The sequence below is a fragment of the Thalassococcus profundi genome (genome assembly GCF_003344785.1).
GTDB lineage: Bacteria > Pseudomonadota > Alphaproteobacteria > Rhodobacterales > Rhodobacteraceae > Puniceibacterium > Puniceibacterium profundi.
This window is the reverse complement of sequence record NZ_QPMK01000003.1, coordinates 433,853-452,542: the sequence shown is the minus strand read 5'-3', so window position 1 is coordinate 452,542 and position 18,690 is coordinate 433,853. Positions and strand designations below refer to the sequence as shown.

Genomic DNA, 18,690 nt, shown 5'->3' with positions numbered 1-18,690 from the left:
TTTCCTTGCATAAATGACGGTACAGGATGAAGATGAGACTTGATTTTCCGCCGGAACACGCCTGAAACACGAAACTGAACTTCCAGATATGAAAGACGCGCCTTCGCTCGACGACCTGCGGCTGTTTCTCGCCGTGGCCGATGCCGGCAGCCTGGGGGCGGCGGCGAAAACCACCGGAGTGTCCGCGCCGACGCTCAGCCGCCGGATGTCGGCGCTGGAACGCGCGCTTTCTGCGCGGCTTTTCGAACGCGGTCCGCAGGGCTATCGCCTCACCTTGCGCGGCCGCGCTTTGCTGGAAGAAACGGCAGACCTGCGCCGGGTAACCGCCGGTCTGGAGGCGTTTGCAAGCGCTGCCCCGATCCCCAGGGTCCGGATCACCGCCGGCCTCTGGACGGCCCGGCACATCGCCCGCCATGCCGACGCGCTCACCGGCGCGGGACGCGACTGGTGGCCGGAATTGCTGGCCTCGAACGCCACCGTCGACATTGCCCGCCGCGAAGCGGATATCGGCCTGCGCAACCGCCGCCCCGAGCAGCCCTGGCTGGCCGGACGCCGCACCCGGCGCATCGACTATGCAGCCTTCGCGCGCGATGGCGGCGTGACCGGATATATCGCCCGCCCGGGGTCCGCGCTCACCCCGTCCGAACGCTGGCTGCGCGACAGCCATGGCGACGAGATCGTCACCACGGCCTCCGACGCTCGGCTGGCCTGCGATCTGGCACGTGCCGGACTGGGGCGCGTGATCCTGCCGGTCTTTGCCGCGCCCGACGGGCTGCTGCAGATCGGCGCCCGCATCGACGCGCTCAGCCACGATGAATGGCTTGTCTGCCACCATGACGGCCGGCACGATCCGCCCGTGCGGCGGGCGCTGGACGCGCTGGCAGAGCTTTTGACGGCTGAGGTCAGATGAAGCGGGCCAAGGCCCAAGCGGACAGCGCGATATGCGTCAGCGTCAGCATCACCGACCCGCCGTACAGCAGACCGAAGCGCCGCTTGTCGCCCGCGTCGGACGCGGCGTTGATCGCGGGCATCAGCACCTGCCGCGCCGGGATCACCGTCACCGCGACCGCCGCCAGCAGCGCTGCCCCGATCAGATCACCCGGGAACCGCAGCGCCGCAGCCAGCGCCGAGGCGCCAAGCACGAAAAGGTAGAAATGCGGACAGGCCCGGCGCAGCAGCCGCCCGGCCTCGTCCGGCTGCAAGGCATTGAACAGAAACGCCGCGAAACCGAAGGAATAAAGCACCATGCCGCCAAAGAGCAGCGCCGTGACCAGTAGCGCGAGGACGGTCATCCGGACGCCTTCCGCGCACTGCCCATGTACAGCACGGCGGTCAGCGGCAGGGGTCCGAAAACCAGGTCGAACCGGCGGTTGACCCCGCGCGGCCCAAGCCCGGTGAACGGCCCTGGTTTCAGGCCGGCGGTTTCAAGAGCGGCGCTCAACTCCTTGGGTTTGATAAACATCTCCGGATCATGCGTGCCCTTGGGCAGCAGTTGCAGGAGGTCTTCGGCCAGGGTGATTGTCGCCAGCCGCGCGACCGGGTTTCGGTTGATCGTGTCGAAAAGGAACAGCCCGCCGGGCCGCAGCACCCGCGCCACCTCGGCCAGCACCCGGTCGAGGTCCTGCACATGCTCTAGCACGTCGACGCAGACCACCGCGTCGAAGGACGCCGCCGCATAGGGCAACGCTTCGCCCACGCCCACGTCATAGGCGATCCCGCGCCCCTCCTGCGCGGCGTGGGCACGGGCCGCGGCGATGGCCTTTTCCGCCGGGTCGATGCCGGTGACCCGCGCGCCCCGCGCGTCCAGCGCCTCGGCCATGAAGCCGCCGGCGCAGCCCAGGTCCAGCACGTCGCGACCCTGCCAGTCGATCTGGCGATCCATCCAGCGCAGCCGCCCCGGCACCAGGTTCCTGAGCGTGCGCACCCAACGGATGTCGTCGGACCACCAGTCCGCGGCCACGGTGTCGTAGATCGTGAGGTCGTTGCGTGTGGTCATGTCCTGCCCCTTCCCGGCACCATGTAGGGTACCGTGTCGCGATACCTGCGGAAGCGGTCGCCATCGCGTTGCCGGAACCGCCGTTCCGTGCGCCGGGGCGCCCGGTCATCGACGCCCAGATATGCCGCATGGCACCGGGGTCCAGAGCGCCCGGCGGACCTTTACGTCGCACCCCGCATTCCCTATATGTTTGCTCAGGAAAGCCCACACTACCGCAGAGGTCCGTTCATGAACGACGCCACCCCCCCGCTTGAAGGTGCCCCGCTGATTGCGCCCTCCAGCACCGATCACCCGCTCTACGATCAGGTGGTCGAGGCGTGCCGCAGCGTCTACGACCCTGAAATCCCGGTGAACATCTACGACCTGGGCCTGATCTACACCATCGACATCTCGCCCGAGAACGCGGTCAACGTCACCATGACCCTGACCGCGCCGGGCTGTCCCGTGGCCGGCGAGATGCCCGGCTGGGTCGCTGAGGCGATCGAGCCGCTCGCAGGTGTCAAGCAGGTCGATGTGGACATGACCTTCGACCCGCCCTGGGGCATGGACATGATGACCGACGAGGCGCGGCTCGAACTGGGCTTCATGTGAGCCTCGATCCGGCCTGGGACACGATGGTCGCGGGCGAACTCTATCGCCCCGGCGCCCCGGATCTCGTCGCAGCCCGCAAACGCGCGCAAAAGCTCATGGCGGCCTACAACGCCACCACCTACGGCGACGACGGGCGCGAGACCACGCTGGCCGAGCTTCTGGGCGGTGTCGGGAAGGACTGCGCCGTGCGCGCGCCGTTTTATGTCGACTATGGCCGCAATATCACCCTGGGCGACAATGTCTTCCTGAACTACGGCTGCGTGCTGCTGGATGTCTGCCCGATCACCATCGGTAACCGCGTCGATATCGGGCCCTACGTGCAGATCGTCACCGCCGACCACCCGCGCGACCCCGCCACGCGCGCAGCCGGTCTGGAATTCGGCCGCCCCATCAGCATCGGCGACGGCACCTGGATCGGCGGCGGCGCGATCCTCCTGCCGGGCGTCACCATCGGCGCGGGCGCCGTCATCGGCGCCGGTGCGGTGGTCACCCATGACGTGGCACCGGGCACCACCGTCGGCGGCATCCCGGCCCGCCCCCTTGTGTCGAAGCGTTCCGGCGCTTAAATTCCAATCAGGCAAGAGGAGTTTCCCATGTTCGGCATTCCCGGCAAGGCCCCCGTCACCATGACCCCGGCCGCCGTGTCCCAGATCACCAGGCTCATGGCCCGCGACAACCGCGCCGGCCTGCGCATCGGCGTGAAAAAGGGCGGCTGTGCGGGCATGGAATACACCATGGAATACGTCGATACCGCCGACACCCATGACGAGGTGGTCGAACAGGACGGCGCCCGGGTGATGATCGCGCCGATGGCGCAGATGTTCCTTTTCGGCACCGAGATCGACTACGAGGTGTCGCTGCTGGAAGCGGGTTTCAAGTTCAACAACCCCAACGTCGCCGACGCCTGCGGCTGCGGCGAGTCGATCAAGTTCAAGGACGTCTCCGAACTCGAGGAAGAGCGCAGCGGGTCTTGATCCAGGCTGTCGGTTTCCGGTGCCGGCAGGTCTCGGCAAAACCTCTCGCCAAATGCACTCCGGCCAGCATGACCTTGGCGGAGCCGTAGGGTGCCGTATCGGTGTCGCCATTCGGATTCAAGAACAGCGACACCGAGATTCGTTCGGCGTCTGACCCGATCACCCGATGCGGCGGTGCCTTGACCCGGCCCGCGGTTCTCATCGCCAGCATCGCGCCGAAAGCGATGACTCATCCGCCCACGGGCGCCCAAAAGCGCCGTCCCTCGCCGCGCGCGTCCCCTTGACCTTCCGGCCCGCGCCGCGATGATGGCGCAAACCCCGAATGACAGGAGCGACCATGCCCCGCAAACTTGCCGCAGGCAATTGGAAGATGAACGGCACCGCCGCGTCCCTCGATCAGATCGACGCCTTGGCCGAGGCCGACGAAGGCGCGGCCGAGGTGCTGATCTGCCCGCCCGCCACGCTGATCCACGCCGCTGCGCAACGGGCCCGCGGCGTGATGATCGGCGCGCAGGACTGCCACACGGCTGACAAAGGCGCCCATACCGGCGACCTCTCGGCGCCGATGCTGGCGGATGCGGGCGCCAGCCACATCATCACCGGTCATTCCGAACGCCGCGCCGATCACGGCGAAACCGACGCCGTGGTGCGCGCCAAGACCGAAGCGGTCTGGGCGGCGGGCCTGACGGCCATCCTCTGCATCGGCGAGACGCTGGACCAGCGCGAGGCCGGCGAAACGCTCGAGGTGCTGGCCGAGCAGATGGCGGGCTCCGTACCAGACGGAGTGACCGGCACCCAGCTGGTCATCGCCTATGAACCGGTCTGGGCAATCGGCACCGGCAAGGTGCCCACCACGGACCAGATCGCCGAGGTGCACGAGTTCATGTTCAAGAAACTCGAGGACCGTTTCGGCTCCGAGGTCGCGGGCGACACCCGCCTGCTCTATGGCGGCAGCGTCAAGGCGTCGAACGCCACAGAGATCTTCGCCGTCCCCCATGTCGACGGCGCGCTGGTCGGCGGAGCGAGCCTCAAGGCGGAAGACTTCGCCCCCATCGTCGAGGCCCTCAACGCCGCCACCTGAGCGCCTGCGCGAGTCGCGACCGGGTCAAGGAGGCCGCAGGCCCCGCGGCGTGCCGCGGCGTGTCCTTGACGCGGGCGCGACTCGCAAGACACTGGACATGGCGCGTTCAGGGCAGACCTGCCCCTGAACCGCTTCTCAGCAAAATCCGAAACCCATCGGAAAAGGCGACGCCCCGGTCAGAGCGTCGCCTCGCAGATTTCAGATCAAGAGCGCGCGGTAGCGCTCAATCGGATCACCTGACGATGATCTCCGGTCCCATGAAGGTCGTCGGCAGCCAGGTCGACAGCCACGGGATGTACGTCACCATGATCAGGAAGACGAAGAGCACCGCGAGGAACGGCAGCGCCGCGCGCACGACCCGCATCATCGGCATCCCCGCCACGCCCGAGGTCACGAAGAGGTTCAGACCCACCGGCGGCGTGATCATCCCGATCTCCATGTTCACGACCATGATGATGCCCAAATGAATGGGGTCGATGCCAAGCTCGATGGCGATGGGAAAGACCAGCGGCGCCACGATCACGATGAGGCCCGAGGGTTCCATGAACTGTCCGCCGATCAGCAGGATCACGTTCACGATCACCAGGAACATCACCGCGCCGAAGCCGGCGTCCAGCATCATGCCCGCGATGTGCTGCGGGATCTGCTCGTCGGTCAGCACGTGCTTGAGAATCAGCGCATTGGCGATGATGAACATCAGCGTGACCGTGAGCTTGCCCGCCTCGAACAGCGTGTCGCGGGTGTCGCGGTGGAAAAACGCCGTGACCAGCGCGATGGGCCGGTCGAGCAGCGTCTTGTTGCGCGCGCCCTCCTCGGTCTTCAGCGGTCCCATGTCGCGGTAGACGAAGCAGGCGATGAAGAAGGCATAGACCGCCGCCACCGCCGCCGCCTCGGTCGGCGTGAAGATGCCGCCGTAGATGCCGCCCAGGATGATGACGATCAGGAACAGGCCCCAGCCCGCCTCGCGGCCCGAGGCCAAAACCTCGCCCCAGCCCTTCCACTCGCCCTTGGGCAGGTTTCGCATCACGGCGATGATGTAGATGGTGAACATCAGCATGGTGCCGGCCAGCAGGCCCGGGATCACCCCCGCGAGGAACATCCGCCCCACCGACACGTCCGTGGCCGAGGCATAGACCACCATCACGATCGAGGGCGGAATGAGGATGCCCAGCGTGCCCGCGTTGGCGATGACACCTGCCGCGAAGTCCTTGGAGTACCCCACCTGCCGCATCCCCGCGATGACGATGGAGCCGATGGCCACCACTGTTGCCGGGCTTGATCCCGAGAGCGCCGCGAACATCATGCAGGCAAAGACGCCCGCGATGGCCAGACCGCCCGGGAAATGCCCGACGATGGCGATGGAAAAGCGGATGATCCGCCGCGCCACGCCGCCGGTGGACATGAAGCTCGACGCCAGGATGAAGAACGGAATCGCCAGCAGCGTGTAATGCCCCGCCATCGCCTGGAACAGCGTCTGCGCGATCGACGCCATGGAGGTGTCGCTCAGCACCAGCAGGAACAGGATCGACGACATGCCCAGGGAGACGGCAATCGGCACGCCCAGCAGCATCAGGCCGATCACCATGACAAAAAGAATTGCAACTTCCATGGCTTAGCCCTCGCGATTCATGTGGGCGACGTCATCGACGGCGTCTTCGGCTTCGTGGCTGACGATCAGGCTGGTCTGGTCACCGGTCCAGATCCGCACGAAGGCCTGGACGAAGCGGAAGAGCAGCAGCGCCATGCCGATGGGCAGGATCGCGTAAGGGATAAAACGCGGCAGTTTCTCGTAGCTTTCACCCTGGTTCATGATCGGCTCGATGAAGCGCAGCCAATCCTGCATCGGGATGTCCACGACCTCGTACCAGGCCTGGTCGCGGCTGTCGGCGAACCCGGTGGGAAACCAGCGCCCGGTCGTGGCGTCGAGCCCGGCGAACGGCGCCCAGTAATCCCACGCGCCTTTCATCAGCATGCAGGCATAGACGATGCAGATGGCACCCGCGACCAGCGCGATGATCCGGCGCACGGGCGGCGAAAAGAGATTGATCACCGCATCCACGCCCAGGTGCGCGGTGACCTTGACGGCGTAGCTCACGCCGAACAGGACGAGCCAGGCAAAGAGGAAGGTCACCGCCTCCAGCCCCCAGATCAGCCCGGTGTTGAACCCGTAGCGCAGCACGACATTGGTGAAGGTCACCAGCGTCATCAGCCCCAGCAGCACGGCGATGGCGGTTTCCTCGAATTCGTGAACGGCTTGCCCCAGAACGCCTTTCGGCCGGTAGTGCGACATCGGATGTCCCCCTAGAGTTTCTTGGCACGATGAAAAAGGCCGCCCGGCGCCGGTCCGGCACCGGGCGGCCACTGCCCGTGCGGGCGATCAGCCTTCGGCGTTGATCGCTTGTGCGGCGTCGATGTTCTCCTGGCCGACGTCATCCACGAACTGGTCCCAGACCGGCTTCATGGCATCGACCCAGGCCTGGCGCTGCTCGGGGGTCAGCTCGCGCACCACGCCGCCGGCGTCGATGATCGCCTGCTTGGCCTCTTCGTTCACCGCAAAGGATTCGGCGTTCCGCGCCAGCGTGACTTCCTCGATGATGGTGGCAAGCTGGTCGCGCACCGCTGGATCGAGGCTGTCCCACCAGTCGGTCGAGGTCACCAGCAGGTAGTCGATCACACCGTGGTTGGTTTCGGTGATGCCGTCCTGCACTTCAAAGAACTTCTGGCCATAGATGTTGGACCAGGTGTTTTCCTGACCGTCTACAACGCCGGTCTGCAGCGCGCCGTAGACTTCGGAAAAGGCCATCGGCTGCGGGCTGGCACCCAGCGCTTCCATGTTCGCCTTCAGCACTTCGGAGGGTTGCACGCGGAACTTGAGGCCCTGCGCGTCTTCCGGCGAGATCAGCGGCTTGTTGGCCGAGATCTGGGTCACGCCGTTGTGCCAGAACTGCAGGCCCAGCAGGCCGCGGCGGGTCATCGATTCCTTCATCGCCTGACCGGCTTCGGAGGTCTGGAACGCGTCGACCGCGTCGATGTCACGGAACATGAACGGCAGATCGAAAATGCGGAAGACCTTGGTGAACTGCTCGAACTTCGACAGCGACGGCGCGGCCAGCTGGACGTCGCCCTGCAGCATCGCCTCGAGCACCTGGTCGTCGTTGTAGAGCGTGGAGTTCGGGAAAACCTCCATGCAGGCTGTGCCGTTCATCTCTTCGTTGACACGCTCCTGCAGCAGGCTGGCGGCGATGCCCTTGGGATGGCGGTCGGTGTTGGTGACGTGGCTGAACTTGATGACCATTTCGCCATCGTCACAGGCCGCCGCGGCGGTCTGGGCGGTGGCCGTCAGAGCAAGGACCGCGGTTGCGGTCATCAGAAACTTCTTCATGGGTGTCCTCCCGGGAACGATTTTCGTCTCATCGGGGGCGCTCTCCTCGACCGCCCCACTGCGGATAGAAGACAACCCGAATCGGATCACGGCAAGGATTTGCTTCACGGCGGCGTGAATCTCTGTCTTTCCTTTTTTTTCAGTGGCTTGGAATATTCGGTCGGTTCGAGGCCCGATTCGCCTGTGCGGAATTCCGCACAGGCGTTAGCGGCCACAGTGCGAAACCCCGCACATGCCGTCCGGAGGATCAGGGCCGCCCGATCTCTCCGATGGCGATGCCGGACCATGTGTGAACGGTGCTGGAGTAGTGGTCGTAATTCGGGGTATAGCCGGGCATGTCGCCGGCACCCTGCGCGCCCAGCACCATCAGCGCCATGCCGGTGCCAAGCAGCAGCATTTCCGTCGACATGGCCGCTGCCTCGGCGCTGGCGGCGTCGCCGCGCATCACATCGGCGATGCTGGGACCGGTGCGCCGCTGCAGGCGCTGCTGCCCAAGCTGCGCCACCTTGGCATCAGAACTTTGCGCCGCGCGGGTGAAATAGGCCCGCGCCTGGCTTGCATCGCGCAGCGGCAGCGGCCCCTCGGTCAGGATATCCCCGGCCAGCAGCAGCGCGAACGCATGTCCGCCTTCCGCCGCGCGCCGCGCATGGGCCAGCGCCCGGCCCATGTCGCGGTCGACGCTGCGTTCGCGCAGGATCGTCGCCGCGGCCTCGTAGAAGGCGTCGGGATGTCCCAGCTCTCCGGCCCGTACGAAGTAGGCCTCGGCACGCTCCAGATCCTGCGCCACGCCGAACCCGTCGCGGTAGATGCGCCCAGCCTCGAAATTTGCCGCCGCGTGATCCTGCGCCGCGGCCTGTTCCAGCAGGTAGCTGCCCTCGTAGGCATTCTCGGGCAGCACGTCGCCCAGCATGTAGGCCAGCCCCAGCGCATAAGCGGCCTCTGAGTGTTTCTGCTCGGCGGCGGCGCGCAGCCAGCGGTCTGCCCGCGTCGCGGCCTCTGCCTCGCCCTCGGTCGCCCGGCGCAGCTGTGCTATGCCGATTTCGTACTGCGCCTGCGGATGGCCCTGCTCTGCCGCCCGGCGCACCAGCACCGCCGCATCGGCGAGAGCGGCAGGGCCCTTCGCCATCACCAGCAGACCCGAGCGCACATAAAGCGCATCGGGTGTCTCTGCGCCGTCGAGCAGGTCCAGCGCCTGTTCCGCCGTGCAACCGCCGTCAGCGATCCGGGCGGCGCAGACCATCCCTTCCTGCACCTGCGCCACACCCGCACCGGGCAGCACGGCCAACACCGCCAGGACGACGGCCAGAGCCGACCCGGCCCGGCGCCGAGGTCTCATTCCTGCGCCGCGGCAAAGACTGCGCCGCGGACCATGATATAGGCATTGCCGAAGTTCTTCGCCGTTACCTCGTCCAGTCGGTTCCAGCGGCGCGAACGGTCCTTGCCCTTGCCGAAGGGCTGCGCCTTGAGCGCGTCGCTGCGGAACGCGCCGTCGATCTTGTAGGCCGCGTCGATGAAACATTTGCCGCCCACCGGCAGCGGATCGACGCCCAGAACGCCGGTGCGTACCTCGTAGGTGTTCCAGGCTTCGGTATAGGCCTTGACCATAGCTGCGCTGGGCCGAAGACCGATCTTGCCATAGCTGGCAGCCCGGTCCCGCAGAAATTGCAGATGCGGAGCGGGATCGAGGGACCGGCGCTTGATGGACTTGAGAAGCCGCGCCTCGGCCATGTCCAGCGTCACCTCCACGCCTTCGTAGAACAGGATCAGCTCTAAGACCTCGGCGCTGAGCCCCAGTTGCGACCGCACCGTCTGTTCGATCTTGGCGCGCTCCTCGGCGCTTTTGTCCGCGTGGTAGCGCTCCAGATGCGCGGCGAGCGCGGGCTCCAGCCCGATGCCTTCGGAGGTCATGCGGGTCAGGACCGCCTGCGCCTCGCGGTCGAAATTCTTCTTGCCGTAGAGCGACAGATAGGCGTTGGCCAAGTCCTTCGGTGTGACATCCTTGGCTTTTTCGATCTGCGCCCAATCCTTTTCGTACTGGCCACACAACCGGTTCGCGGCGACGGGTTCGGCAACCGAAAGGACCAGAAGGAACACGAGGAATAGGCGGAATAAAGGCATGAAAATCACTCCGTTCGAAATCGTGCAGCCAATACTCGACTTGGATGAAAGCCTGCAAATCGCTGCCTGACAAGCAAATATCGCCCATGGCGACACGGCTCACCGATACTCCTCGGGCTTCAGCCCGTATTTCGCCAGCTTGTCGTAGAAGGTCTTGCGCGGCAGTTTCAGCGCCTCGGCGGCGGCGCTGGCCTGCCCGCCGGTGCGGCGCAGCGCCTCGCTCAGCAGGGACCGTTCCACCTGCGCCAGCTGTTCGGTCAGGCCCAGCCGCGCATCCGGCGCCTGCGTCTCGCCCAGACCCAGGGCAAAGCGCATGGCCGCCGTCATCAGCGCCCGCGCGTTGCCGGGCCAGTCCTGCGCCATCAGCCCGGCGATGACCTCGGGCGTGATCTCGGGCGGCGCCAGCCCCGCCTGTTCGCTGGCCTGCGCCACGTAGTGCCGGAACAGCACCGGGATGTCCTCGGGCCGCTCGGACAGGGACGGGATGCGCACCGGCATGACCTCGAGCCGGTAGTAAAGCTCGGCGCTGAGCCGTCCCGTCTCCACCGCGCCGCTCAGGTCTTCGGTCGTGCCGGCGATCAGCCGGGCGCCGCCCTGGTCCAGCGCATCCACCAGCGCCAGCTGGGTGTCCGAGGGCAGCGCGCCGATGTCGTCCAGGAAGAGCGTGCCGCCGGCGCAGGCGGTCCAGAGGTCATCAAGCTGTGCGCGGCTCAATCCTTTCGAGGCGCGCTTTTCCAGAGGTCCCTTGGCGCGCGCCGAACACAGGTGCACGACCTCCGCGATCTTGCTGATGCCCGTGCCGGGCGCGCCGGTGACCAGCACCTCGGTGCCGGACCGCGCCGCGATGCGGACCCGCGCCCGCAGCGTCTCGGCCAGGGCCGACTGGCCAAAGACCAGCCGCGCCGCCGGATCGCCGGTTTCCAGCTGCGCCTTGAGCCGGCGGTTTTCCAGCACCAGCGCCCGGGTCTTGAGCGCGCGGGCGATGACCGCGGTCAGGTCCGCGGGCGCGCAGGGCTTTTCAAGGAAATCGAAGGCCCCCGCCGCCATGGCCCGCACCGCCATGGGAATGTCGCCCTCGCCGGTGAGCAGGATCACCGGCAGGTCGGGGTCTGTCTGCTGCGCATAGCTCAGCAGGTGGAACCCGTCGCGCCCGGGCATGCGAATGTCCGACACGATGATCCCGGCGAAATCGCGCTGGATGTGGTCCTTGGCCTCGACGAAGGACCCGGCGGTCAGCGGCGCGAGTTCCGCAAGTTCCAGCGTCTGTCCCAGCGCCTCGCGCACCGCCGCGTCGTCGTCGACCAGAAGCACCCGCCGGATCATCACGCGCCTCCTGCGGAATGGCGGGCGGGGCGACGGGCCCCGGCCCGAGCGGCGTCCGTCGTCCCACTCATGCCGCCACCTCGTCCGCACGCCAGGGGTCGAGCTCGACCGTGAAGACCGCGCCGGTTTCGGTGTTGGCGCCGCGGATGGCGCCGCCGAAACTCTGCACCAGGCCGTAGGAAATCGACAGGCCCAGGCCCATGCCGGCGCTCACCTCCTTGGTGGTGTAGAACGGCTCGAAGATGCGGTCGGGATCGGCGATTCCGGGACCGGTGTCGTGCACCTGCACGCGCAGCTTGGGGCCTTCGTCGAGTGCGATGCGGATGCGCTTTTCCGAGGCGCCCGCCATGGCGTCGACGGCATTATTGATAAGGTTGACGAAGACCTGGCTCAGCCGCACCTCGCCCCCGAGCGCAAGATACTCTCCGGGCGGCGGGGTCCAGTCCAGCGTCACGCCTTCGGCGCGCAGCCGCGCCTCGGTCAGCTCCACCGCCTGGCCGATCACCGCGACCAGATCGACGCAGCCCATCGGTTCGCTTTCGTTGCGCGCAAAGGCGCGCAGGTTGCGGATGATCCGCGCCGCGCGCTGCGCCAATGCGCCGATCCGTTCCAGCGTGCGCCCCGCGTCCTCGGGCCGGCCCCGGTCGAGGAACGCCCGGCCGTTCTCTGCGAAGGACCCGATCGCCATCAGCGGCTGGTTGAGTTCGTGGCTGATCCCCGCCGACATCTGCCCCAGCGCCGACAGCTTGCCGGCCTGCACCAGGTCCGCCTGCGCGCGTTTCAGCGCTGCCTCGGCCTCCTGCCGTTCGGCGATCTCGTGGCGCAGGGCGCGGTTGGCGGCAGAGAGGTCCGCCGTGCGCGCCGCCACCCGCTCCTCGAGCGCGAGATTCGCCGCCGCCAACGCCCGCCGGCGTTCGGTCGCGAGGAACAGCAGCGCTCCGAAAAAGAGGAAGGTCGCCGCCGCGGCCGCCGCCTGCAGCCCGGCCAGCCGCCGGGCCGGGGCCACATCTGCCATCAGCGCCCCTTCGAGGCCCACTACCGGCAGGGGCAGGGTCAGGTAGAGCGCCCGCCCCGGGATGTAGGCGCTCCAGTCCTGCTGCCAGATCGTGTGGCCGCCGGCCTCGCGCACCCGGGCCGTGCGGCGGGTGCCGTCGGGCGCCGTCATCACACCGCCGGCCGCCTTGGTCCAGTTCAGCATCTCGCTGCGGTTGGTGACCAGCACCTCGCCGGTCTCGATGGTGAAGAACACCGCCGGCAGCGTGCCGCGCCAGTTCTGCTCCAGCGCGCCGAAGGACACGGTGACCACCAGCACCCCGCGCACCCGGCCATCGGGGCCGAAATCCGGCGCCGCGAACGCATAGCCGCGCCCGTCGGTGCCGGGAAAGGCGCCGTCGCCTGCGCCCAGAGTGCCGTCGAGCGCCGCCGCGAAGAAGTCCTGCCCCACCAGCGAGATCGGCAGCTCCGGCCCGGACCGCGCCAGCACCCGCCCCGCCGTGTCGGTATAGACCGCCGCCACGGCGCCGGTCTTGTCGGCGGCCTGCAACAGGATGGCATCGGCCTCGGCGCGGCTGCCGCGGCCGTCGTGCAGCGCGGCCAGCGCCGGATGCTCTACCATCAGGACCGCGAATTCGCGGAACCGCTGCAGCTGCGTGACCAGCCTGTCGCCGGCCAGTTCGAGGTCCGACGCGCCGCGCGCCGCCACCTGGGTCAGCGCCTGCCGGTAGCCATAGGTCCAGACGCCCGCGGCAACGACCCCCACGAAAAGCAGGTAGCAGGCCACCAGGGCCGAACGGGGAATGTTGCGCCGAACCATGCCGAAGTCTTAGCAAAGACGCGCTTGCAAAGACCAGCGCCAAGCGCCAAGCCTGCCGCCATGCAGCGCTTGGCCCAGTCCCCGACCGATCCCGCCTTCGTGCAGGACCCCTACCCGTTCTACGCCCGCCTGCGCGCCGCGGGCGACCTTGCGTGGTGGGAAGACTACGCCATGCCCTGCGCGGCAAGCCATGCCGCCGTGCACGCGCTGCTGCGCGACCGGCGGTTCGGGCGCGAACGGCCCGCCGACCTGGCCCCGCCGGTGCCGCCGCACCTGGCGCCCTTCTACCGGGTCGAGGATCACTCGATGCTCGAGATCGACGGCCCCCGGCACGCCCGCCTGCGGGGGCTGGTGCTGCGTGCCTTCACCTCTCGCCGGATCGCCGCGCTCGGTCCCGAGATCGCGGCGCTGGCGCACGACCTGATCGACGGGCTGCCCGCGGAGGGAGCATTCGACCTCCTGCCCGGCTTCGCGCAGAAGCTGCCGGTCATCGTCATCGCCCGGCTGCTGGGGGTGCCCGAGGACATGGCGGACCGGCTGCTGCACTGGTCGAACACCATGGTCGCGATGTACCAGGCCGGCCGCAGCCACGCGGTGGAACTGGCGGCGGCCGAAGCGGCCGAGGCCTTCGCCGCCTTCCTGCGCGGCCACGTGGACGCCCGCCGCGACGATCCGCGCGACGACCTGATCACGCATCTCATTGCCGCCGAAGAGGACGGCGCGCGGCTTTCCACGGAGGAGCTGATCGCCACCTGCATCCTGCTGCTCAACGCCGGGCACGAGGCGACCGTCCACACCATCGGCAACGGGGTCAAGGCGCTGCTCGAACACGGTCAGTCGGTCACAACCGACACCGCCGCCGCCGCGACAGAGGAGATCCTGCGCTTCGATCCGCCGCTGCACATGTTCACGCGCATCGCCCACGAGGACGCAGAGGTCTTCGGCCACCGCTTCGCCCGCGGCGACGAAGTGGCGCTGCTGCTGGCCTCCGCGGCGCGCGATCCCGCGGTCTGCGCCGCCCCCGACCGTTTCGACCCAAGCCGCGCCAGCGCGCCGCATCTCAGCTTTGGCGGCGGGCCGCATTTCTGCGTCGGCGCGCCGCTGGCCCGGCTGGAATTGCAGATCGCCCTGCCGATCCTCTTCGACCGCCTGCCGGGTCTGCGGCTGGCAGACGCGCCGCGATACGCGCAGACCTACCATTTCCACGGGCTGTCAGCGCTCTGGCTGACCCGCTAGACCGCGTTCAGCGCCACCGCCCCCAGCGCCGAGGCCGCCAGCACCCAGCCCAGGCCCAGATGCAGCCGCAGCAGCAGCACCGCGCAGAGCACCGCCAGCAGTCCGGCCCGCCAGTCGAAACTGGCGGCATCAGGCACCCAGAGCGTCCAGGGGCCGCTTTCGACCCGGCTGACCTCGGCAAAGAGCACGTGCAGGGCGAACCAGATGGCCAGGTTCAGGATCACCCCCACCACGGCGGCGGTGATGCCCGACAGCGCGCCGCTCAGCCGCGGCTGGCCGTCGATCCAGTCGATATACGGCGCCCCCGCGAAGATCCACAGAAAGCAGGGCACGAAGGTCACCCAGAGCGTCACGACGGTGGCCGCCAGCGCCAGTCCGATGCCGCCCTGGGTGTGACCCGCGACGAAGCCCACGAACTGCGTGACCAGGATCAGCGGACCGGGCGTCGTCTCGGCCAGGCCCAGCCCGTCCATCATCTCTCCGGCGGTCAGCCAGCCGTAGCCCGTCACCACGTCCTGCGCCATGTAGGCCAGCACCGCGTACGCACCGCCAAAGGTCACAACCGCGAGCTTGGCGAAGAACAGCCCCAGCGCGGTCAGGAAGGCGCTGCCCGTCACCGCGTCCAGCAGCCAGAGCGGCCCGAGCCAGAGCACCACGCCGGCCGCCAGCGTCAGGAGTGTCGCGCGCCAGGACACGGACGGAGGCGCGGCTTCGGGCGTCTCGCCCTGCGCCGCGACCGCTCCGACCAGCGCCGCCGCCACCACGATCAGCGGATAGGGCAAGGCGAAGAAAAACAGCGCCCCGAAGGCCGCCGCCGCCAGCGCCCAGTGCAGCGGGCCGCGCAGCGCCTTGCGCGACACCCGCAACAGCGCCTCGAGCACGATGACCAGCACCGCCGCCTTGATGCCCAGGAACAGCGTTTCGACCAGCGGCACGTCGCCATAGGCCACGTAGACCCACGCGAGGGCCAGGATCACAAGCGCCCCGGGCCCGACGAACAATCCGCCCGCCAGCAGCCCGCCCGGCACGCCGCGCAACCGCCAGCCCGAATAGGTGGCCAGTTGCATCGCCTCGGGCCCCGGCAGCAGCATGCAAAAGCTGAGCCCGCCCATGAACTGCCGCTCGCTCAGCCAGCGCGTATCCTCGACCAGCATCCGGTGCATCAGCGCGATCTGCGCCGCCGGCCCGCCGAAAGACATCAGGCCGATGCGCAGGAAAACGGCGAATAGCGTCGCCCAACGCACGGCTGTCCGATCTTCCGCCATGACCTCACCCCTTCGCCGCAGGCCAATCGTGGCCCTCGTCCTGCGCATCCCGCGCCCAGCGATAGAGCGCGTCATACAACCCCATGCCCGCCTCGAGCTGTTGCAGGTCGTCGCGGTACATGCGCGACAGGCCCAGGGACACCGCCAGAAGCCCGGCCGCCTCAGGCGCGAGGTCATGCCGGTCGGTATCCGCGCCGCGCACGATCTCGGCCAGCCGGTCGAGCGCCGGAACCTTCAGGCCAAATTCGGCGAGCATTGTGTCAAACGTGCAAAACGCGCCACGATGGCTCCAGGCGCCGTCCGGCATGTCGAAAGCGGTCGCGCCGAAACGCTCCGCGACCAGATCGACCTGCGAGGGCGCCACGAAGAGAAAGCGCGCCATCGGGTCGACGAACCGGCGGATGAGCCAGGGACAGGCGATGCGGTCGATCTTGGGCCGGGCGCGGGTGACCCAGAGCGTGCCGCCGCTGGTCTGTGCCACCGGCAACGCTGCGGCAGTCACTGTCGGCAGCGCGGCGTCGCGCCAGGAGACCATGCCGCCCTCGAGCGTCTCTGCCTGCACACCCTCGCAACGCAGGATCGCCGCAGCACCCTGGCTGATTTTCAGCCCCTTGTGACAATAGAGGACCGCCCGACGGACGGTCAGCGCGGGCACCAGGTCAACGATGTCAGCGGCGGAGTGTCGCCGTGCGCCGGGAATGAAAACGGGGTCCGCATCGAAATCCGCGTCGATGCGCAAATCGATCAGCGCCGGGCAATCCGGTGTGCCGATCTGGCGGGCAAGCTGGTTCGGGGTCATTTCGGTTGGCGACGCCATCGGCATCCTCCTCCATCGGCAGGAAAGACAGGATGCGGTCTTTGGGCTGGCGCCTCACGAGGCATCCGCGTGCCCCATTTGGATGTGATAGCGTTCGCACCGCCCGCCGGTCAACCTCGCGCGCCGCCCTTGCCGGAAATATCAATCATGATAAATTCGTCGCCGCCCCGACCGAAAGAACCCCACCGTGGACCTGCCCGCCAAATCCGAACCCAAGCGCCGCCGCCCCCTGCAGGTGGCCGAAGCGATCAAGAGCTGGGTGGTCGAGAGGGGCCTGCGCCGCGGCGACCGCCTGCCCGGCGAGGCCGAGATGATCACGCGTTTCGGCATGTCCAAGAGCACGATCCGCGAGGCCATGCGCATTCTCGAAGCGCAGGGCCTGGTCGAGACGCGCACCGGCCCCGGCGGCGGGTCCTTTGTGGGTGAAGTGACCGAGGAGCGCGCACGGGCGTTGCTCGGAAATTATTTCTACTTCAAGGGCCTGTCCATCGACGACATCTATGCCCTGCGCGAACTGCTCGAACCGGAACTGGCCGCGTCCCTTGCGGGGAAACTGTCCGACGCGCAGCTGGCGGAGCTCGACGCGCTGGTCGCCGCCTATGACCGCCCGGCGCAAAGCCCCGAGGAAGAGCGCGACCAGCATGTCGCCTCGCTGGCCTTCCACCGCAAGCTGGCGCGGTATTCGGACAATCCGCTGCTGGGGTTCTGCATCGGCTTCATGGCGCAGATTTTGTCGGACCTTACCGTGACCCGCAGGCTCTACGAGCCGCCCAACGAACGGCTCTGGCGCAAGGGCCGCGCCTACCAGATGGATCTGGTGGCTGCCTTGCGCGCGGGCGACGCGGATCGCGCGCGGCAGATCATGCGCGACCACATGAAGACCGCGCATGCGATGATGCAGGATCAGGAAGCCGAGGTGATGCGGCGGTTCATGGCCGAATGAGCGGCGTCAGAAATGCGCCTTGGGCTCGTCCGGTTTGCCCGCGGCCAGCGCCAGCACGCCGCCCAGACCGGCAAAGGCGATGGGGAACATGGTGAAGACATTGAAGCCGAAGGCCATGTACATGCCCGCCGCCGACAGGATCAGGAACAGCCCGCCCAGAAAGGCCCGCGACGGCGCCATGGCCCCGCCCGCGATGGCCAGCATTGGCGACAGGATCGACGCGATGCGCACCAGTTCGGGGTCGGCGAACATGCCGAAGGCCTCCTCGACCTCGGAGAAATTGCGGGCAAGTTCGGTATAGCCGAACCCGACGAAGCCGACGATCATGCCGAAGCAGCCCGCGATGATGCCCAGGGCCAGTGCCGCGTTGCGCATCTCAGAACCCCAGGCTTCTACGCACGTCCGGGGTCCACCCCAGGTACATGGTATCGCCCGCGACGAGGAGCGGACGCTTCATCAGCGTCGGATGCGTCTGCAATTGCGCAAGCGGGTCGTTCGCGCGCTCGGCCTCGGACAGGTCGCGCCAGGTGGTGGAGCGGGTGTTGACCAGCGCCGGGCCGAACCGCCCGAGCGCGCGTTTCAGAATCTCCTCGGGCACGCCGTCGTCGCGGACATCGACAAAATCCGCATCGGGCAGCGCCTTGCGGGCCTTGCGGCAGGTGTCGCAGGTCTTCAGACCGTAAAGGATCATCGTCACTCCCTTCGCTGAGTGCTGAAATAATGGCCGGCTCAAGGGTTTGCGACCCTCTTTTTCTTGCTTTTTGGCAATCTCGTGCGATCCTTTGTTGCGCATCCGTCATAAAACGGACGCAGGATTGGGGAGTGTTGCCGGCCCCGGTGGGATCGGACGCACCGCCAGGAAAGACAAGACCAGAAGGAGACCGCGGATCATGCCGACCGGCACCGTGAAATGGTTCAACACCACCAAAGGCTACGGCTTCATCGCACCCGAAGGCGGCGGAAAGGACGTCTTCGTGCACATCTCGGCCGTGGAACGGTCGGGCCTTACCGGGCTCGCCGACGATCAGAAAGTCAGCTACGAGCTGAGCGAAGGCCGCGACGGCCGCGAAATGGCCTCGGACCTGTCGTTGCTCTGACAACGCCACGTTTCGGTGCCCTCAGCCCCGGCTCGCCCTGCGCGCCGGGATAAT

The 18,690-nt window shown here is 67.6% G+C and carries 21 protein-coding genes; 8 read left to right on the top strand and 13 right to left on the bottom strand.

What is annotated here, in order from left to right; translation table 11 throughout:
- Positions 1 to 88 precede the first annotated feature (88 nt).
- Complete coding sequence (locus DU478_RS06390; RefSeq protein WP_114510100.1) at positions 89 to 910, top strand: LysR family transcriptional regulator; 822 nt, start codon at positions 89 to 91, stop codon at positions 908 to 910.
- Here the strand turns inward: DU478_RS06390 and DU478_RS06385 are convergent.
- Positions 903 to 1,292, bottom strand: a complete 390-nt coding sequence (locus DU478_RS06385) for a DUF4149 domain-containing protein (protein WP_114510099.1) — start codon at positions 1,290 to 1,292, stop codon at positions 903 to 905. The genes DU478_RS06390 and DU478_RS06385 overlap by 8 nt on opposite strands.
- A complete protein-coding gene (ubiG, locus tag DU478_RS06380; RefSeq protein WP_114510098.1) occupies positions 1,289 to 1,996 on the bottom strand; it encodes a bifunctional 2-polyprenyl-6-hydroxyphenol methylase/3-demethylubiquinol 3-O-methyltransferase UbiG in 708 nt (235 codons plus the stop codon). Before ubiG ends, DU478_RS06385 begins: the two co-directional genes overlap by 4 nt.
- A 228-nt stretch (positions 1,997 to 2,224) precedes the next feature.
- Between ubiG and DU478_RS06375 the strand changes: the two genes are divergently transcribed.
- From DU478_RS06375 to tpiA, 4 genes are all read left to right on the top strand, one after another.
- Positions 2,225 to 2,587, top strand: coding sequence for an SUF system Fe-S cluster assembly protein (locus DU478_RS06375; RefSeq protein ID WP_114510097.1), 363 nt, complete (start codon positions 2,225 to 2,227; stop codon positions 2,585 to 2,587).
- Between the two features lie 23 nt (positions 2,588 to 2,610).
- The gene (locus DU478_RS06370; RefSeq protein WP_114510245.1) at positions 2,611 to 3,153 is read left to right on the top strand and encodes a sugar O-acetyltransferase; all 543 of its coding nucleotides are present in this window, start codon (positions 2,611 to 2,613) and stop codon (positions 3,151 to 3,153) included.
- 27 nt (positions 3,154 to 3,180) lie between these two features.
- A complete protein-coding gene (locus DU478_RS06365; protein WP_114510096.1) occupies positions 3,181 to 3,561 on the top strand; it encodes a HesB/IscA family protein in 381 nt (126 codons plus the stop codon).
- Between the two features lie 337 nt (positions 3,562 to 3,898).
- Positions 3,899 to 4,642 carry a triose-phosphate isomerase gene (tpiA, locus tag DU478_RS06360; protein ID WP_114510095.1) on the top strand — a complete coding sequence of 248 codons (744 nt, stop codon included), beginning with the start codon at positions 3,899 to 3,901 and terminating at the stop codon, positions 4,640 to 4,642.
- A 232-nt stretch (positions 4,643 to 4,874) separates the two neighbouring features.
- Here tpiA and DU478_RS06355 read toward each other — a convergent pair whose 3' ends face one another.
- The 7 genes from DU478_RS06355 to DU478_RS06325 form a co-directional block, all read right to left on the bottom strand.
- A complete protein-coding gene (locus DU478_RS06355) occupies positions 4,875 to 6,251 on the bottom strand; it encodes a TRAP transporter large permease (RefSeq protein ID WP_114510094.1) in 1,377 nt (458 codons plus the stop codon).
- Between the two features lie 3 nt (positions 6,252 to 6,254).
- The gene (locus tag DU478_RS06350) at positions 6,255 to 6,932 is read right to left on the bottom strand and encodes a TRAP transporter small permease (protein ID WP_114510093.1); all 678 of its coding nucleotides are present in this window, start codon (positions 6,930 to 6,932) and stop codon (positions 6,255 to 6,257) included.
- Positions 6,933 to 7,019: 87 nt separating this feature from the next.
- Positions 7,020 to 8,024 carry a DctP family TRAP transporter solute-binding subunit gene (locus tag DU478_RS06345; RefSeq protein WP_114510092.1) on the bottom strand — a complete coding sequence of 335 codons (1,005 nt, stop codon included), beginning with the start codon at positions 8,022 to 8,024 and terminating at the stop codon, positions 7,020 to 7,022.
- A 247-nt stretch (positions 8,025 to 8,271) separates the two neighbouring features.
- Positions 8,272 to 9,360, bottom strand: a complete 1,089-nt coding sequence (locus DU478_RS06340) for a tetratricopeptide repeat protein (RefSeq protein ID WP_114510091.1) — start codon at positions 9,358 to 9,360, stop codon at positions 8,272 to 8,274.
- Positions 9,357 to 10,142, bottom strand: coding sequence for a hypothetical protein (locus DU478_RS06335; protein ID WP_147276322.1), 786 nt, complete (start codon positions 10,140 to 10,142; stop codon positions 9,357 to 9,359). The genes DU478_RS06340 and DU478_RS06335 overlap by 4 nt, the downstream gene beginning before the upstream one ends.
- A gap of 99 nt (positions 10,143 to 10,241) precedes the next feature.
- On the bottom strand, positions 10,242 to 11,465 hold the full coding sequence (locus DU478_RS06330) for a sigma-54-dependent transcriptional regulator (protein ID WP_114510089.1): 1,224 nt from the start codon (positions 11,463 to 11,465) through the stop codon (positions 10,242 to 10,244).
- A gap of 67 nt (positions 11,466 to 11,532) precedes the next feature.
- The gene (locus DU478_RS06325; protein ID WP_114510088.1) at positions 11,533 to 13,278 is read right to left on the bottom strand and encodes an ATP-binding protein; all 1,746 of its coding nucleotides are present in this window, start codon (positions 13,276 to 13,278) and stop codon (positions 11,533 to 11,535) included.
- A gap of 60 nt (positions 13,279 to 13,338) precedes the next feature.
- On the opposite strand from DU478_RS06325, the gene DU478_RS06320 reads away from it, so the two are divergent.
- A complete protein-coding gene (locus tag DU478_RS06320; RefSeq protein ID WP_114510087.1) occupies positions 13,339 to 14,514 on the top strand; it encodes a cytochrome P450 in 1,176 nt (391 codons plus the stop codon).
- Here the strand turns inward: DU478_RS06320 and chrA are convergent.
- The gene (chrA, locus tag DU478_RS06315; RefSeq protein ID WP_114510086.1) at positions 14,511 to 15,779 is read right to left on the bottom strand and encodes a chromate efflux transporter; all 1,269 of its coding nucleotides are present in this window, start codon (positions 15,777 to 15,779) and stop codon (positions 14,511 to 14,513) included. The two genes, DU478_RS06320 and chrA, sit on opposite strands and share 4 nt — an antisense overlap.
- 4 nt (positions 15,780 to 15,783) lie before the next feature.
- The gene (locus DU478_RS06310) at positions 15,784 to 16,596 is read right to left on the bottom strand and encodes a chromate resistance protein ChrB domain-containing protein (protein WP_114510085.1); all 813 of its coding nucleotides are present in this window, start codon (positions 16,594 to 16,596) and stop codon (positions 15,784 to 15,786) included.
- Between the two features lie 229 nt (positions 16,597 to 16,825).
- Between DU478_RS06310 and DU478_RS06305 the strand changes: the two genes are divergently transcribed.
- Entirely contained in the window at positions 16,826 to 17,539 is a 714-nt protein-coding gene (locus DU478_RS06305) for a FadR/GntR family transcriptional regulator (protein WP_114510244.1), read from the top strand.
- Positions 17,540 to 17,545: 6 nt separating this feature from the next.
- On the opposite strand, the gene DU478_RS06300 is transcribed toward DU478_RS06305, so the two are convergent.
- Complete coding sequence (locus tag DU478_RS06300; RefSeq protein ID WP_114510084.1) at positions 17,546 to 17,914, bottom strand: hypothetical protein; 369 nt, start codon at positions 17,912 to 17,914, stop codon at positions 17,546 to 17,548.
- 1 nt (position 17,915) lies between these two features.
- A complete protein-coding gene (locus DU478_RS06295; protein ID WP_114510083.1) occupies positions 17,916 to 18,230 on the bottom strand; it encodes an ArsC/Spx/MgsR family protein in 315 nt (104 codons plus the stop codon).
- Between the two features lie 199 nt (positions 18,231 to 18,429).
- Between DU478_RS06295 and DU478_RS06290 the strand changes: the two genes are divergently transcribed.
- Positions 18,430 to 18,636: a cold-shock protein gene (locus DU478_RS06290; protein ID WP_114510082.1), complete on the top strand. Its 207-nt coding sequence runs from the start codon at positions 18,430 to 18,432 to the stop codon at positions 18,634 to 18,636.
- Positions 18,637 to 18,690 lie beyond the last annotated feature (54 nt).

Excerpts from the sequence above, each read along its gene's own strand:
- DU478_RS06375 (WP_114510097.1), top strand. The coding sequence starts at position 2,225 with ATGAACGACGCCACCCCCCCGCTTGAAGGTGCCCCGCTGATTGCGCCC.
- DU478_RS06310 (WP_114510085.1), bottom strand. The coding sequence starts at position 16,596 with ATGGCGTCGCCAACCGAAATGACCCCGAACCAGCTTGCCCGCCAGATC.
- DU478_RS06330 (WP_114510089.1), bottom strand. The coding sequence starts at position 11,465 with ATGATCCGGCGGGTGCTTCTGGTCGACGACGACGCGGCGGTGCGCGAG.
- DU478_RS06385 (WP_114510099.1), bottom strand. The coding sequence starts at position 1,292 with ATGACCGTCCTCGCGCTACTGGTCACGGCGCTGCTCTTTGGCGGCATG.
- DU478_RS06290 (WP_114510082.1), top strand. The coding sequence starts at position 18,430 with ATGCCGACCGGCACCGTGAAATGGTTCAACACCACCAAAGGCTACGGC.
- DU478_RS06335 (WP_147276322.1), bottom strand. The coding sequence starts at position 10,142 with ATGCCTTTATTCCGCCTATTCCTCGTGTTCCTTCTGGTCCTTTCGGTT.
- DU478_RS06355 (WP_114510094.1), bottom strand. The coding sequence starts at position 6,251 with ATGGAAGTTGCAATTCTTTTTGTCATGGTGATCGGCCTGATGCTGCTG.
- DU478_RS06345 (WP_114510092.1), bottom strand. The coding sequence starts at position 8,024 with ATGAAGAAGTTTCTGATGACCGCAACCGCGGTCCTTGCTCTGACGGCC.
- DU478_RS06295 (WP_114510083.1), bottom strand. The coding sequence starts at position 18,230 with ATGATCCTTTACGGTCTGAAGACCTGCGACACCTGCCGCAAGGCCCGC.
- DU478_RS06370 (WP_114510245.1), top strand. The coding sequence starts at position 2,611 with ATGGTCGCGGGCGAACTCTATCGCCCCGGCGCCCCGGATCTCGTCGCA.
- ubiG (WP_114510098.1), bottom strand. The coding sequence starts at position 1,996 with ATGACCACACGCAACGACCTCACGATCTACGACACCGTGGCCGCGGAC.
- DU478_RS06320 (WP_114510087.1), top strand. The coding sequence starts at position 13,339 with ATGCAGCGCTTGGCCCAGTCCCCGACCGATCCCGCCTTCGTGCAGGAC.
- DU478_RS06365 (WP_114510096.1), top strand. The coding sequence starts at position 3,181 with ATGTTCGGCATTCCCGGCAAGGCCCCCGTCACCATGACCCCGGCCGCC.
- chrA (WP_114510086.1), bottom strand. The coding sequence starts at position 15,779 with ATGGCGGAAGATCGGACAGCCGTGCGTTGGGCGACGCTATTCGCCGTT.
- tpiA (WP_114510095.1), top strand. The coding sequence starts at position 3,899 with ATGCCCCGCAAACTTGCCGCAGGCAATTGGAAGATGAACGGCACCGCC.
- DU478_RS06390 (WP_114510100.1), top strand. The coding sequence starts at position 89 with ATGAAAGACGCGCCTTCGCTCGACGACCTGCGGCTGTTTCTCGCCGTG.
- DU478_RS06340 (WP_114510091.1), bottom strand. The coding sequence starts at position 9,360 with ATGAGACCTCGGCGCCGGGCCGGGTCGGCTCTGGCCGTCGTCCTGGCG.
- DU478_RS06300 (WP_114510084.1), bottom strand. The coding sequence starts at position 17,914 with ATGCGCAACGCGGCACTGGCCCTGGGCATCATCGCGGGCTGCTTCGGC.
- DU478_RS06350 (WP_114510093.1), bottom strand. The coding sequence starts at position 6,932 with ATGTCGCACTACCGGCCGAAAGGCGTTCTGGGGCAAGCCGTTCACGAA.
- DU478_RS06325 (WP_114510088.1), bottom strand. The coding sequence starts at position 13,278 with ATGGTTCGGCGCAACATTCCCCGTTCGGCCCTGGTGGCCTGCTACCTG.